Below are 13,634 nucleotides of genomic sequence, written 5' to 3' on the forward strand. Positions count from 1 at the left end.
CAGCCGATGAACACGAATCTGTCGCGCTTGAGCCAGTCATCGACGATGTCGAACCATCCTCGCTCCTGACGCACGCGCCCTACCGCTATGGTCATAGGACGATATCTCCAGAACAATGACGACAAATAAAGTGCAATACAGCAGCGCCCACAACAGTTCTGAGCAACACTGTCCTTCCATCTTACGAAAAATCAATAAGTTGCAACATAACCTCAAGATGAGGCGCTGCCTCAGCTCATCCGGCGCAGGGATCCCTTGTGTTTTAGGATGGGAAGGGTTTTGGCTGAGGGCAACTGAGCCGGGATCCGTTCACGGCGGCGGAGCGGAGCCCACAACAACAGGGAGGGCATCGTGGTTCAAGCCAAGATTTTGTTCGCAGCGGCAGAGGCAGCACCTTTGGCCAAGGTGGGGGGCATGGCGGATGTGGTGGGATCCCTGCCTGTCGTTTTGCGCAAGCTGGGTCAGGATGTCCGCATCATCATGCCTCTGTATGGCTTTCTCTGGGACAAGTTCGGCCAGGAACCGGGGCAATACCCCCGCTCGAAAGATCCCATCTGGTCTAAACAGGTCATGGGTCAGGTGGCCGATATTTACGAAAGCGTTTTGCCCGGCACCGATGTGCCCCTCTACTTGGTCAGCCACTACTGCTTTGCTCCCCACCGCATCTACTACGGCGAGGACGAGTTCTGGCGCTTCACCTTTTTTGCCAACGCCGTAGCCGAATTTGCCTGGACTTACTACCCCTGGAAACCCAACATCATCCACTGCCACGATTGGCACACCGGCATGATCCCGGCCTGGATGCACCAAGCTCCCGATATTGGCACGGTGTTCACCATCCACAACCTGGCCTACCAAGGGCCCTGGCGCTGGCAACTGGAGCGCATGACCTGGCTGCCCTGGTATTTTTCTGCCCACAACACCATGGCTGCCGGGATCCTCTACGCCGACCAAGTGAATACCGTCTCGCCCACCTATGCGATGGAAATTCGCACCCCTCTGCATGGGGAAGGACTGCAGGACTTGTTGGCCTGGAAAGGGGAACGGTTGCGAGGAATTTTGAATGGGATCGACATCGATAGGTTTGATCCCCGCACCGACCCAGACCTAGAGGCCAATTTCAGCATCGATGATCTCAGCGGGCGGGCGACCAACAAAGCCACGCTACAGGCCAAGTTGGGCTTGACCGTTAACCCAGATACCTTCCTGATGGGCATGGTGGCCCGTTTGGTGGAGCAAAAAGGGATCGACTTGCTCATCCAAGCCTTGGATCGCTTTTTGGCCTACAGCGACGCGCAATTTGTTTTGCTGGGAGGCAGCGGCGAAGCCTACTACGAAGGGCGGATCCGGGAGATGGCCGAGCGGCACCCGGGCAAAATGGCCTACCAAAAAGGCTACCAACCCAAGCTGGCCCAGTTGATCTACGGGGGGGCAGATGCGTTTTTGATGCCCAGCCGCTTTGAACCTTGTGGCATCAGCCAAATGATCGCCATGCGCTATGGGTGTGTGCCCATCGTCCGCCGCACGGGGGGGCTGGTGGATACGGTCAGCCACCACATCCCCAGCAAGGGGATCGGCACCGGCTACTGCTTTGACCGCTACGAAGCCCTGGACTTTTACACCTGTCTGGCGCGGGCTTGGGAAGCCTTCCAGCACAAAGAAACCTGGCAAGCGCTGCAGAAGCGGGGCATGGCCAGCGATTTCAGTTGGCACCGCTCAGCGCTGGAATACCTGCGCATGTATGAGCTGATTCTCAACCTACCGCTGCTGCCGGAAAACCCCTCCCCGCCTAAGCTCAAGAAGCCCATCTCCTCCCAGCCTCGCTCCAAAGGGATCCCTGAGCTGCAGCAAAGACCCGAGGAGTAGGGTAAAGTGGAACGGGTCAAGAGAGGTTTTGGGGGTTACCCGCACATGATTGGACGACGTCCCGCTGTTGCTTCCCAAGGCTGTCGCCAGGACGCCATCGCCCAGGGACTTAGCCTTCTGCGCCGTTCTTGGGCGCGGTTGGTTTTCGGCGTATTACTCGGCCTCATCTTGAGCGTGGGCTCCACCTTCTGGGCCACCGCTCAGCAGCTCCCTGCCGGACAGCAGCTTATTCCCAATCCGCAGCAGTTTCGCGCTCTAGAGCAACCCAGCAGCGCCCTCAGCGCGTTGCGAGCCGAACAACTGGCCGCCGAAGCCGATGCCGCCATCCAAGCGCAAAACTACGACCAGGCTGTCGAGCTGCTGCAACAGGTGTTCAACGCCTACAACCAGCGCTCCAACTACCACCAAGATCTCTCCCGCGCCTTCGCCGGGATCCAAAACCGCATCTCCGAAGAACAGCGGGAGCTGGCCCGTGTTGCCGCCCAAGCCCGGGATCAAGCCGCCTACGATTTGGCCGTGGTCTATCGCGCCGCCGGGCGACCGGAAGAGGCTGTGGGCTGGCTGATCCAGGTCATCAACAGCCAGGGCCCAACCCGCGAGCTGGGCACCCAAGCCTATCAGCAGCTCTTGGAAATCGGCTTTGTCAGCACCCCCTTTCCCAGTTAGAGCTGCTCTTCCAGATGGCGATAGAAAGCCAGCGCCGTTTGCCCATAGGTTCGTTGGTCAAAGCGCAGCAGGGATCCCACCTGGTCTGGTAGCTTCTGGCCGCTGCGATGCTCGACGATCAAGGTTCCGCCTGGCTTGAGCAAGGGCGGGATCAGGGGCAGGAGCGGGGCGTACAGACCGGCCTCGTAGGGAGGAGCAAAGTACACGTAATCAAATGGCTCCAAGTTCAGGCCGCGGCTGAGCAGCTTGCGGGCATCCCCCTGAATGACCTGGAAAGATTGCCCCGGCTGCGCCACCTTGGCCCAGTTGGCTCGGATGATGCGGCAGGCAGGGGCGGCAATCTCGATCCCGGCCACAAAAGCGGCCCCCTGACACAGGGCTTCTGCTCCCACCGTACCGGCCCCACAGCACAGATCCAGCCAGCGACAGCCTTCTACCTGCCCTTGCAAGATGTTGAACAAGGCCTGCCTCACCCGGCCAGGGGTGGGTCGGGTGCCCAAGCCAGTAGGAGTTTGCAGCGCTCGTTTGCCGCTGATGCGCAGGCTCATGGGATCCCTTCAGGGGCTAGGCGTGGCCGGCAACTGGCCGGTCAACCCACTGCGCTGGGCGGCGCGATCCCGCTCCATCTGGATTTGCTCCACCAAAGGTTGGGGCAGTTGGGCGGAAGCTTGCAGGGCCTGATCGAAAAGGGGGACGGCCTCTCGGTCTTGCCCTTTGGAAACCAGAATTTGCGCCTTGAGGTAGTAAAGCTCGGGGTTGCTGCAAGAAGCAGCAATGGCTCGATCCACCGCCTCCAGCGCCTCGTCAAAGCGCTGCATATCCCGGTAGGCCAGAGCTTGGCCGCGGTAGGACAGATAGTCAGGAGCTGCCATCCGAAACTGATTTAGAGCCTTCTCCCGGTAGGTCAGCAGCAAATCCATGTAGCCGTTGAGCAGATTGAGCTCCGGATCGCTGCTGTCCACTGCCTGGGCGGCCCGGATGGAGGCAAACAATTGATTGAGGGTGGGCAGAGCCTTGGGCAAACCGATGACCACCCCATCTCGCACCACAGTGTTGGCTGCCTCTAGCCCGTAGCCCACGCCCTCATAAAGGTTGCCACGCAGGGGATCCGTCTTTTTCAACTCGGCGGCCACCTGTCGGGTTTGAGTGGCCAACTGGGCAAATGCTTCCAGGTCTCCCTCCTGATAAGCCAGCGCCGCCAACAGGGCATAGACCATCGGCTCTTCGGGAGAGGCTTTCTTGGCCATTTCCAGCTTTTCCCGGCTCTGGCTGTAGCGGCCTGCACAGAAGAACTCTTCAAAAGCTGCGGCTACCTCTGGGCTGATGGGGCGGGCATTGTCCCCGCTGCGGAAGGGATCCTGCGCCCAAACCGGCAGAGCGGATCCCCACATCCAACAGAGCACCCCCAGCAGTTTGCCCAGCCTGCTCATTTTGCCGATACTCATCCCCACTGCCTCAACCCCCACCCCTGTCTAACTTTCCCTTTAGCGCAGCAGTTGCGCAATCGAAGCAATAGCCGCATCTTGAACCAACTCATTGGGCTCATAGGCCAGAAGATCGTGCAAGGGATCCAAGGCGCGCGGATCCCCGATTTGGCCGAGGGCACGGGCTGCCGCCTCCCGCACCACCGGTTCATCGTCCGCAAGCTTGGTCAGCAAAGCCGGCACCGCCTCCACCACCCGCATTTGCCCCAACCGGTAAATGGTTTGCAGTTGAGCCTCAAGAGGGGTTGCTGCCGCTGGGAAAACAGAGCTGTACATGGAAATGCCCGCAGAACCGTCGTAGGAATAGCCGCCGTGCGCCATCGAGATGGCCGAGAGAGCCTGCAACGCCTCTAGGGCACGATATCGCTCTGCCCCGCTCATCTGGGGCAATTGAGCCACCAGATCCTCAAAAGCTCGCTGCACAGGATCGACAGCCGCAACCTGTTGGGCAATGCGAGTTAATTGGCGATCCGCCTGCACCTGCTGCCAAGACTGAAACGCTGCCAGACCTGCCACTATCAAAGCCGCATCGGCCAGAATGGCCAGCAGCGCCATTCCTCCCCAAATCTTGCTGCGACGGCTGAGCCTTCGCATTTGCTTATCCACATAGACAAAGGCTTGGTGCTGCCGTTCCCAAAAGTCGGGGGCCACCTGCAGAGTTTGGGCGCTCAGATCGGGAGACAGAAGGTTTTCCTCGCGGGCTACCTCTAGGCTCTGTAGCCTTTGATTCAAGCGAGAAAATTGTTTCGTCCAGAGCCAAGTAAACATCAGGTCACGTCCTCTCTGCAAACCTGCCATCGAGAACCAAGTCTTGCTGACACAACATTGTGCAGGACATTGTGCGGGAACATTATGCGGGCTGTGCTGGCGTTCAGTGTCAGGCAAGGTTGGCCCACTTTCCCCTGGGATCCCAGAGGGGGAGCTTATGCGACAGGATAACAAAAGCGTCGGCTCCCCACCACCGGTCTTTACCCCAGAATCGCAGGATACCTCTCATCATGGAGAGGCCGACGAAGGATACAGAGAGGTTGGCTGCACTTGCGACCGAGAGAACCCGAAGGCCACCGCGTCGAGCTTCTCGACACCCGACTGACCGTTTGAGCCATTCTGCCGCTGCCTGAGGAGATGCCATGACCACTGCCCTCGCCCCCCGTAAAACCCACACTTCAGAGGAATACTTTGCCCTGGAAGCTGAATCAGAGGCCACAGGCGGGATCCGCCGTGAATTTCGCAATGGGGAAATTATTGAGATAACTGGCGGCACACCCATTCATAGCCAACTGATTACCAGTGTCAATGCCCTACTTTGGCTTAAGCTAAGAGGCAAGGGTTTTTCTGTTTTTTCTAGTGATCTCAGACTTTACATACCTGCCTTCGAACAATATGTCTATCCCGATGGTATGGTGATCCAAAACCCAGTTCAGCTTAAAGAAGGGCGCAAGGATACTGTCACTAACCCTATCTTAATTGTGGAAGTGCTCTCGCCTGCCACCGAAAGCTACGATAGAGGAGCGAAGTTTGCTGCCTATCGCTCTCTCCCAACTTTACAGGAGTATCTGCTAATTGACCAAGCTCGAATCAGTGTAGAACACTACCGCCGCCAGGGAAATGTCGAGTGGATCTTCAGGGACTACCATGCCCTGGATGATGTTGTTACGCTGCCATCTGTCAACATCACTTTTTCCCTGGCAGACATTTACGGTGATATTGAATTAGAGCAAGATTCAAATGCAACACGCTCCTGACAAGAACCTACTCCCCCACTTGAAACGTAGATGAGGCAAGTTGGGAATGCCTGAAGTGATTCTGCTAGATATCTACATCCGGCTCTGGCTAGGGTTACACGGCTATGCCATAAAAGACTATTAAAGGATGAGATGGGCGACAATGTTTGCAGAAGTATCTAGGGCGTTTTAACTCATTCAAGGGAGGAAAAACTATGACTGCTACCTATGCTGTGTCTTCTAAGCCAATGACTTTTGCTGAGTTTCTGGAGTGGAAACCTAACAGACGATACGAACTACACAACGGAGTTGCGGTTGAGATGCAACCCACAGGGAAACATGATGAAATCAGTGGTTTTCTTGCCATCGAATTGGCATTAGAAATCCGCAGGTGCAACCTCAACTATTTTCTAGGTCGGGACACCTTGATCAAGGCGCCGGAAGGCGATACTGCCTACGCTCCTGATGGGGTGGTGATTGACCGTACTGCCTTGGCCAGAGAACCCCTGTGGCAGAAATCCTCGACGCTCATCCACGGAACCTCTATTCCTCTTGTCATTGAAATTAGCAGCAACAACTGGCGAGATGACTACTGGCATAAGCTGAGTGACTACGAGACGTTAGGTATTGCCGAATACTGGATCGTTGACTACCAAGCGTTGGGGGGTCGTCGGTACATTGGCGAGCCGAAGGTTCCCACAATCTCGGTTTTCCAACTGGTCAATGAGGAATATCAGGCGCAATTATTTCGGGGCAATGACCGGATTCGCTCTAAAGTTTTCCCTGAATTAAACCTCACGGCTGAGCAGATTTTTCGGGCTGGAGCCTAGCATGGTCAAGTCACTTCCGCCCGTATTAACTCGTGGTCAGAGGCAACTTTTTCCAGCCCATTGGCAGAAGCATATCGAATTGGCTGATATATGGCTACCACCCTTCTGAAAGACGTTCCACAATATCCCGACGGGACAACACCTTTTCGCAGGTCTCCCATCTTGGGCCTTTGGGTTCAACTGTGCTTGCGTAGCGCAGCTCAAAAGCGTTGGCCTGTTTCTTGCGCTCTGTAAACTCCTGCAATTTGGCCTCCAGAGTTTCGATATTCTCAATCCACTCATCTTCGATAGTATCGGGCAAAGAACCGAACAAGTCGTAGCGATCTTTCATCCGCTGAGAAAGCATCTCGTATACCTTTTCGTCGTGGGTACCGTGGTACACCAGGTTGAGCATGTCCACACGGTCGCGGGTCTGACCAAAGCGCTTGATCCGCCCGATGCGCTGCTCTAGGCGGGAAGGATTCCAAGGGAGATCAATGTTGATCAGCGTGCCCAAAGTTTGGAGATTCAGACCTTCACAAGCAGCATCGGTGGCCACCACCAGCCGAATGGTACGCTCTCGCACGGCTCTCTTGATATCTTCCCGCTCTGCGCTCCGCCATTCTCCGGCAAAAAACAAACCCGACTTGTGGGCGCCTGCATAGAGAGCCACACTTTCTTGAGGCAGACGTTGGCTCAGGTTGTTGGCCACCCAATGGGCGGTATCAAAATACTGGCTGAAAATGATGCATCCCAAGTCCAGCCAGTGTCGTTCCTGTAGGAAATAGAGGACGGCATCGAGTTTGGGATCCGTGCTCTTTTGGCTCAAGACGCTAACAATGCGCTCCAAATGGGCATATTCTGCCTCTAAAATCTCTGGAAGGTTGTCTAACAGCCAATCTTCTTCTCCGTCCTCCTCAAAAAAACGCCGCTTTTCCAGTAGTTTCTGAGCCGTAGATAGGCCGCTGGCAATACTGGAGCAGATCCGGCTTTGCATGATGCTTTTCATAAACCCAGCGGATTGGGTACGCTGTCTCAAAGCCCTAGCAAAATCTTGGGCAGCTTCATAGGCCACATCAAATTCGGGAGAAGTGAGCAAACCCAGCCCACAGAACATGGGCAATTGCTCTCCCTCGCTCGGCCAAATATCGACGGCAATCCGCTCAAGCAAGCCCAATTCTTCCAAGGTAGAGCGTTTTCGCAATACGGTATGGCGCAGAATTGGGTTGTGTCGCTGGAAAAAAGTCAGCCCCTGTTGGCGCTCTTCCAGGGCATCTCGCAGTTCTTGGCGGGTGAAGTCCTCCAATTCCGTCAGGGGCTTATCTGTGAAGTGTTGACCTTTGAAGAGCTTCAGATCGCTGCGGATGTGGTCAAACAAGGGATCCTCAACAGATGGCGGCAGAGGATTGCGGAGCAAATTCCAGGCAAAATGCTCGTCGGTCACTGCTTGTTGTCCTGTCAAGATGGGCAGGATCCTTTGCGTCTGCTGCCACAACTGCTGATGCCGTCGTCCCAACACATGCTCGGCACCGCTGTTGAGCACTCCCAGCAGATCCCACAGTTCCTCAACATGGGTTTGGATGGGGGTGGCTGTGCCCAAAAGGACGTGCTTGGACTGGGTGGCCGCCTTGCCCATAAAGTCCAAGAGATTGTTGGGTTTGGGATCCCTTACCGTGACACCACGGGTACAGCGGGCGCGGTGGGCCTCATCCAGGACAATCGTGCCAAAGCGTCGTTCCAAAAGGCATTGGGCTTCGGGGGCATTGTGAAAGATGAGACCCGTAGAAACAATACCAATTTGATAGGGGCAACGGCCAATACCTTCAGCACCCTTGGTTTTGATGATGTGCCCATTGGCATCTTGCCATACCTTGCGGTTGGAGAGCCACACAGCAGAGGGAATGCCCAGTTTATCTTTGAGTTCCACTTGCCACTGCTGGCAGAGGGTAGCCGGACAAAGAATTAAGGCTGGCCCATCTTCCAAAAGGCACGCCACCATCGCCGCAACCGCCAAAGACAAGGTTTTACCCAGCCCCACTTCATCTGCCAGAATGAGTCGCACTGCACCATACAGCTCTCGGTGTTCCAGGAACATTTCCACAAACGACTGCTGCCATGGTTTGAGAACCTCACCCCGGCGATAGAGAGGGGCTTCCACCAATGCGGCTCCAGGAACATCGACAGGTTGCAAGTCTTGAAGAAATACCTCTACCTTGCGAGATAATCGCCCCACCTCTTCCACAATCGCTTCTGGCAGAGGAACACTCCGTTCCCACAGGTACTGAAACTCCGCTTCGACCCAAGCAACCCCTTCTGGCGACTGGTCTTCCCAGACAATTTCGTAATGCTCTTGCCATCCCTGCCGCGTTTCGTTGAGGCTGCCGATAAAAGCAGATTTGGTGCCATCTCTTGCCTCAATAACACCTGCTTTGCCGTGGAGAAAGGGGGCATCTGCGGCTGACACCACTCGCACTTCCACTTTGCCGCTTTTGAGGATTTCGTAAAGTTGACGGTAGCGGGGGCGCTGTAATAGGCTGGTGATCAATTCTCCTTTCTCTTCGTTCCATTTTTCTTTGAGCGCCATTTCTCTGGCCTGGCGGGAAGCTTTGCCGATGGCAATATCCCAGGGATCCAAGTCGCTGTTACAGACGATCTGCACCTGCTCGATGTGTGTAATCTCTTCAGTCACCAATTCAAAAATAGAAGAGCGAAAGTACCCAGCAATGCGCTTGTAGGTGCGTGCCTTTGCCAGGCGATCTTTGAGAAAGACATGGCTGAGCCGCTGCTGGCGGGAACTGAAACGGCGTAGGAAAGAAGTGCTGGACATGGCGGGCTGGGGTAAAATTGTAACAATACTCTAGCCTTAGAATGAGCAGCCGAAGGCGCAAGCAGCGTCTTTGCAGAATAAGCTGATCAGCGCAAGGTAGCCATGTCAACCGTACAAGAGTCTGCAGGCTTTCAGGGCAGAGAGAAGCGCAGCATAGGAATATCCGAAGCACAAGCGCGGCTTATTCAAGAGAAAATTCAATCCGTCTTTGGCTCGGATCTGTGGGCTATTGTTGTCTATGGATCCCGCGCCAATGATTCATGGGTTCACGGCTCTGACCTCGATTTATTAGTAATTGCAGAGAATATACCCGATTGCAGAAGCAGAGATGACTTACTGCTTCCTACCTGCAGGGATCTAGAAAAACTTCTTGGCTTGGAGATAAACTTTATCTTGCTAAAGCCCACAGAGCTATGCAGGCCAGCCAGCTTGACTTATGAAGTGGCTACCAATCACCACATCATCTATGAAAAGCAGAACTGCATCACGCAGATCAGGGATATAGTCAATCAACTCATCTGTGACAGTTTAATTACGTATAAAGTATGCCGGGGGATCCCCTATTGGGTGAATAACGATGAGAAAGAAATTAGCAAGAGACTACTATCAAAGGGCTAATTATCGCATCCAAGCGTTGTCATTCTTCTATGAGGTTGGCGATTACGCTGATGTAGTTCGGATGTGCCAAGAAATCATTGAGTTATTCATCAAAGCTTGCCTAATCATTAAGGGAATAAACTACGGCAAAACCCATGACCCTGGTGGCCAAGTAGCAGAAAATAGAGAACGGTTCCCAGAGCTTTCTGACGAGGAAATAGCCTTGCTGGAAAACATATCATTTGAGATGCGCAAAGATAGGGAGTTGGCTTTTTATGGAGCTGTAGATATTGTCCCCTTGGAATACTACAAACAAAAAAATGCGGACAAGGCTATAGCTTATGTTAACCAAATAAAGTCGATTGTTGAGAAATACTTTAACTCAGATGCTGAGCTTGAAGGAAGCCCTGACAATACAACTTGTGAGTGAGTTAATCCTATAACTTCTTCTTCAACCCAAGCGTTCATTTCTGATAAGGGCGAGCAAGATCCCGGCGGCTGAGGACTCTTCTGGATAGCGGTGTTCTCGCTTGCGGGCAATGTATTGACAAAAAGCCACCAAATCATCCCGGCGCATGTGGTAGTTGGGCACCAAAGACCGCAGGTGTTCCATCACCTCATCGCTATCCGCCTCTTTCTGCAGTTCGTAGAGAGCAAACAAAACGGCTCGCAGTGCTGAGCGGCCAAATTCGCCCTCAAAGCTGCTCTTCTTGAAGTCTAGAGCATTTTTGAGTCGGGCATTGTTGGGCTGCTGAGAGGCCATCAATTCGCCATAGTCGCCAACTCGAAATGCCTTGGCAAAGTTTTGGTAGTTGTCCAGCTTCTTCAGCCCTACCGCTTCCAGTTCCATCATTTTCAGATAAAAGCGCTCTGCACCACAGCACCCCTCCCACACCCCCTGCGCGATGCCTTCAGGTACAAGATGCTCATTGGCAACCTGCACGGCATAATCAATAATTTCCCGAACGATATCTCTTTCGCCTTTGGGTCGGGGGCGCAGGGCTGCTGCCACCATATCCTGTCCATCAATGCGCCGGTAGCCCGTCAATACCCGCAACGCTGCCGCATAACCTGCCATTTGCAAATCGGCATCTTCAAACAGGTTTTCGGTGCGCCCCTTGCCTTGGGTGCTTTGATTTAGCCCCACCATGGTTTCAATCTGATGGGCAACTTCTTGCCGCACCTCTTCCACCAGCTCATCCCGATAGGCAGAAGTATCTTGCAACCGCTTACGCGCCACCAGCAACACCGTGCCTTGCACATAACCGCCCTTTTTGAGTTCAGAAGTGGTTTCGGTGGCAATGTACCAAGCGGCTGTAACTTGCAAGCCCGCCCCCCACATGATGCTGGCCATATCCGACCACACTTCGGCATCCTGATGGGTGAACATCACAATTTGCAAGCCGTTGTCGGGCATGTGGTTTGCCAAGGCAGTATAGGCGGCAATCATGTCCTGCCGAAACTTTTCCCCCTTGCCCTGAATGGCTAAAGCTCTGCGACTGTCCCACACCCAATCGGCAAATTCTTTGGGCGGATTCTTTCGCAACCACGCAATAAAAAACTCGGTGATCTCGTGGTAATGAATTGCATCGGCATAGGGGGGATCGGTGATGAAAATATGGTTATAGGAACTCGTGTATAAAGCACTTTCACATAGAGTAGTTTTTTCATGCAGGCAAATAGAAGAAGGAAAATCCATGACTAAAAACTTTATCGCTAATACCGTAGCCCTACAACCATAGTTCCAGCTTGTATTGAGAGCTTGATTGTAAAAAGTGTTCTGTATATTATCTCTTGATACATCCCAAACACATAATCTCGAGAAATAATTCAGCAGATATGAAAACAGTATAAAATTTGATGGAATTGAATATGCTTTAATTAGCCTCGCTATCAATAACTGCCGTGCGTTAAACAAATGATGCCAATAAGTCCAGCCCCGCGTACGAATCGGCTCATCGGTTTTTTCTCCAGGTTCAATCGGCATATCGGGTACCAGTCCAGCTTCTTGCCAAGCGGCGAGGTTTTCTCTAACGATTTGCTCTACTTTGCGCTCTCGTTCTAGGTCGGCGGGGGTGACGCTGGCGAAAAAGGTTTCTTGACGGCTCTTGCCCAATGTTTCGGCGGTGATCCACTGAATGCAATACAGCCGTTCCTGAAAAATATCGTCGGGGCGGGGCATAAAATCGTGTTTTTCCCAGCGGCGCAATTTGTTGCCGGTGGTGCCATCGGGAAGGCGGTAATCCCCACGAATGGTCTTAATGGGTGTGCGGTATTCTTCCCCATCCAGCACATACACCAAATCGCCTTTCTGCACCGTGCCCTTGGCAGCGGCTTTCATTTCCGCTTCGCTGACCCCGGATACAATTTCAATTTCAAAACGTTTTTGGTCGTAATTGGGGATTAACTTGGCCACCACATTGCGGGTTTTGCTGATCACCCAACTGGGAGCCATTGGCACCATCCAGCCGGTGTGGGGGCAACGGGTTTCTAGGCAGTATAGGTAGGCTTTGGCGCGGTTGCCGTGCTCATCATGCTCAATGCCTAGAGCAGTAATTTCCCGATCCACCGCCTCAGCCACTGCTTTTTGGGCTGCTTCAATTTCCCGACGGGTGGCTTCATCGGCTCCCACGATATTCAGCGCTCCCCAAGTGAGCATACAGGCAATGGGATTGAGGTCGCTGGCATAGACATCGCATCCCAGCCTTGCCGCCTCAAAGGGGATTTGACCGCTCCCGCAAAAGGTATCCCCTACTCGTGGGCGATGGCCAAACCGCAAGATCCCCAGTTGCTCCACCAATTCCGGAAAGCTGTGGGCATTTGTCCCCAAATGTTGGTTCACCCGATCCCAAATGGGGCCGTAGAGGGTGGCATCGTCGCATTCTTCCGGGCGTTTGCAGAGTTCCAGTTTTTCGAGGTAAGAGCCTTGTGCCAATTTGGGTTTATCCCGTTGCGATTTCAGACGGCGTTCCAAACTGCTGTCAGCAATGCCCATCAGCAACTCAAACACTTCCAGATCGGCTTCGGGGTTATCCGTTGCAGGTAGCAATGCCCCCAATACGCAAGCTTTGGCCAGGATCAGAGGTTTGCGCCCTTTCCAATAGCTCCCCAACGCCGTGAGGGTTTGGCCAGCCCCAGCTTTGCGTTCCTTTTGGGCTTCGGCGCTGATTTTTTGGGCAGGCAAGAGCCGCTCGATCAAACTCGGCTTATCTTTCCAAGCAAGGGGGATGATGGACAAGGGAGATCTCCGGCGATACCATCGATCATGGTAGCTCTTAGGGCCCTAAGCCGTGAACTGGGAAGACTATATTCATTCGGATCCCGATATTCTCCTGGGTAAGCCAGTTTTCAGAGGAAGTCGCCTATCGGTGGAATTTATTTTGGGGCTATTTTCGGCAGGCTGGACGGAAAAGCAGATTTTGGAAAACTACCCTACGCTGACTCCAGAAGCACTTAGGGCTATGCTTAGCTATATCCAAGAATGTATGCGTGAAATGAACTTCTACAGTTTTTCAGATAAAGTTAGTTGATGCAATTTCTCGTCAATGAAAATTTTCCACGCTTAAGTACAGCCTGTTAAGGACTCAAGGGGTACAATAGCAGCACTTAGCAAACCAACTTCGGAAGGAGGATGGATTGATCAGTAGTAAAGAAGTCTTCA

At 53.6% G+C, this 13,634-nt stretch carries 12 protein-coding genes; 7 read left to right on the plus strand and 5 right to left on the minus strand.

Annotated elements, in window-relative coordinates; translation table 11 throughout:
• Positions 1 to 351: 351 nt before the first annotated feature.
• On the plus strand, positions 352 to 1,866 hold the full coding sequence (glgA, locus tag ACVWZ1_RS13435) for a glycogen synthase GlgA (protein ID WP_414357397.1): 1,515 nt from the start codon (positions 352 to 354) through the stop codon (positions 1,864 to 1,866).
• Positions 1,867 to 1,911: 45 nt separating this feature from the next.
• A complete protein-coding gene (locus ACVWZ1_RS13440) occupies positions 1,912 to 2,532 on the plus strand; it encodes a hypothetical protein (protein ID WP_457503674.1) in 621 nt (206 codons plus the stop codon).
• Here ACVWZ1_RS13440 and rsmD read toward each other — a convergent pair.
• From rsmD to ACVWZ1_RS13455, 3 genes are read right to left on the minus strand one after another with little or no spacing between them, the layout of a single operon-like run.
• Complete coding sequence (rsmD, locus tag ACVWZ1_RS13445) at positions 2,529 to 3,080, minus strand: 16S rRNA (guanine(966)-N(2))-methyltransferase RsmD (RefSeq protein WP_457503675.1); 552 nt, start codon at positions 3,078 to 3,080, stop codon at positions 2,529 to 2,531. The genes ACVWZ1_RS13440 and rsmD overlap by 4 nt on opposite strands.
• 9 nt (positions 3,081 to 3,089) lie before the next feature.
• Entirely contained in the window at positions 3,090 to 3,977 is an 888-nt protein-coding gene (locus tag ACVWZ1_RS13450; RefSeq protein ID WP_457503677.1) for a Sll0314/Alr1548 family TPR repeat-containing protein, read from the minus strand.
• 39 nt (positions 3,978 to 4,016) lie between these two features.
• A complete protein-coding gene (locus ACVWZ1_RS13455; protein WP_457503678.1) occupies positions 4,017 to 4,784 on the minus strand; it encodes a HEAT repeat domain-containing protein in 768 nt (255 codons plus the stop codon).
• Positions 4,785 to 5,146: 362 nt separating this feature from the next.
• On the opposite strand from ACVWZ1_RS13455, the gene ACVWZ1_RS13460 reads away from it, so the two are divergent.
• Together ACVWZ1_RS13460 and ACVWZ1_RS13465 are read left to right on the plus strand one after the other, a co-directional pair.
• A complete protein-coding gene (locus ACVWZ1_RS13460; protein ID WP_414357404.1) occupies positions 5,147 to 5,761 on the plus strand; it encodes a Uma2 family endonuclease in 615 nt (204 codons plus the stop codon).
• A gap of 194 nt (positions 5,762 to 5,955) precedes the next feature.
• Positions 5,956 to 6,570, plus strand: coding sequence for a Uma2 family endonuclease (locus ACVWZ1_RS13465; protein ID WP_457503680.1), 615 nt, complete (start codon positions 5,956 to 5,958; stop codon positions 6,568 to 6,570).
• A 94-nt stretch (positions 6,571 to 6,664) separates the two neighbouring features.
• Here the strand turns inward: ACVWZ1_RS13465 and ACVWZ1_RS13470 are convergent, their stop codons facing one another.
• Complete coding sequence (locus tag ACVWZ1_RS13470) at positions 6,665 to 9,376, minus strand: phospholipase D-like domain-containing anti-phage protein (RefSeq protein ID WP_457503681.1); 2,712 nt, start codon at positions 9,374 to 9,376, stop codon at positions 6,665 to 6,667.
• 102 nt (positions 9,377 to 9,478) lie between these two features.
• Here ACVWZ1_RS13470 and ACVWZ1_RS13475 point away from each other — a divergent pair, with 102 nt between their 5' ends.
• Positions 9,479 to 9,994: a nucleotidyltransferase domain-containing protein gene (locus ACVWZ1_RS13475; RefSeq protein WP_457385760.1), complete on the plus strand. Its 516-nt coding sequence runs from the start codon at positions 9,479 to 9,481 to the stop codon at positions 9,992 to 9,994.
• The gene (locus ACVWZ1_RS13480; RefSeq protein ID WP_414398902.1) at positions 9,954 to 10,403 is read left to right on the plus strand and encodes a HEPN domain-containing protein; all 450 of its coding nucleotides are present in this window, start codon (positions 9,954 to 9,956) and stop codon (positions 10,401 to 10,403) included. Before ACVWZ1_RS13475 ends, ACVWZ1_RS13480 begins: the two co-directional genes overlap by 41 nt.
• A 21-nt stretch (positions 10,404 to 10,424) precedes the next feature.
• Here the strand turns inward: ACVWZ1_RS13480 and ACVWZ1_RS13485 are convergent, their stop codons facing one another.
• Entirely contained in the window at positions 10,425 to 13,211 is a 2,787-nt protein-coding gene (locus ACVWZ1_RS13485) for an anti-phage-associated DUF1156 domain-containing protein (protein WP_457503683.1), read from the minus strand.
• A 52-nt stretch (positions 13,212 to 13,263) separates the two neighbouring features.
• Between ACVWZ1_RS13485 and ACVWZ1_RS13490 the strand changes: the two genes are divergently transcribed.
• Positions 13,264 to 13,503: a DUF433 domain-containing protein gene (locus ACVWZ1_RS13490; RefSeq protein WP_457503684.1), complete on the plus strand. Its 240-nt coding sequence runs from the start codon at positions 13,264 to 13,266 to the stop codon at positions 13,501 to 13,503.
• Positions 13,504 to 13,634: the final 131 nt, after the last annotated feature.

The organism is Thermostichus sp. MS-CIW-25 (assembly GCF_054060015.1).

Coding starts and splice junctions, on each gene's coding strand:
- ACVWZ1_RS13440 (WP_457503674.1), top strand. CDS start 1,912: ATGATTGGACGACGTCCCGCTGTTGCTTCCCAAGGCTGTCGCCAGGAC.
- rsmD (WP_457503675.1), bottom strand. CDS start 3,080: ATGAGCCTGCGCATCAGCGGCAAACGAGCGCTGCAAACTCCTACTGGC.
- ACVWZ1_RS13450 (WP_457503677.1), bottom strand. CDS start 3,977: ATGAGTATCGGCAAAATGAGCAGGCTGGGCAAACTGCTGGGGGTGCTC.
- ACVWZ1_RS13455 (WP_457503678.1), bottom strand. CDS start 4,784: ATGTTTACTTGGCTCTGGACGAAACAATTTTCTCGCTTGAATCAAAGG.
- ACVWZ1_RS13460 (WP_414357404.1), top strand. CDS start 5,147: ATGACCACTGCCCTCGCCCCCCGTAAAACCCACACTTCAGAGGAATAC.
- ACVWZ1_RS13465 (WP_457503680.1), top strand. CDS start 5,956: ATGACTGCTACCTATGCTGTGTCTTCTAAGCCAATGACTTTTGCTGAG.
- ACVWZ1_RS13470 (WP_457503681.1), bottom strand. CDS start 9,376: ATGTCCAGCACTTCTTTCCTACGCCGTTTCAGTTCCCGCCAGCAGCGG.
- ACVWZ1_RS13475 (WP_457385760.1), top strand. CDS start 9,479: ATGTCAACCGTACAAGAGTCTGCAGGCTTTCAGGGCAGAGAGAAGCGC.
- ACVWZ1_RS13480 (WP_414398902.1), top strand. CDS start 9,954: ATGAGAAAGAAATTAGCAAGAGACTACTATCAAAGGGCTAATTATCGC.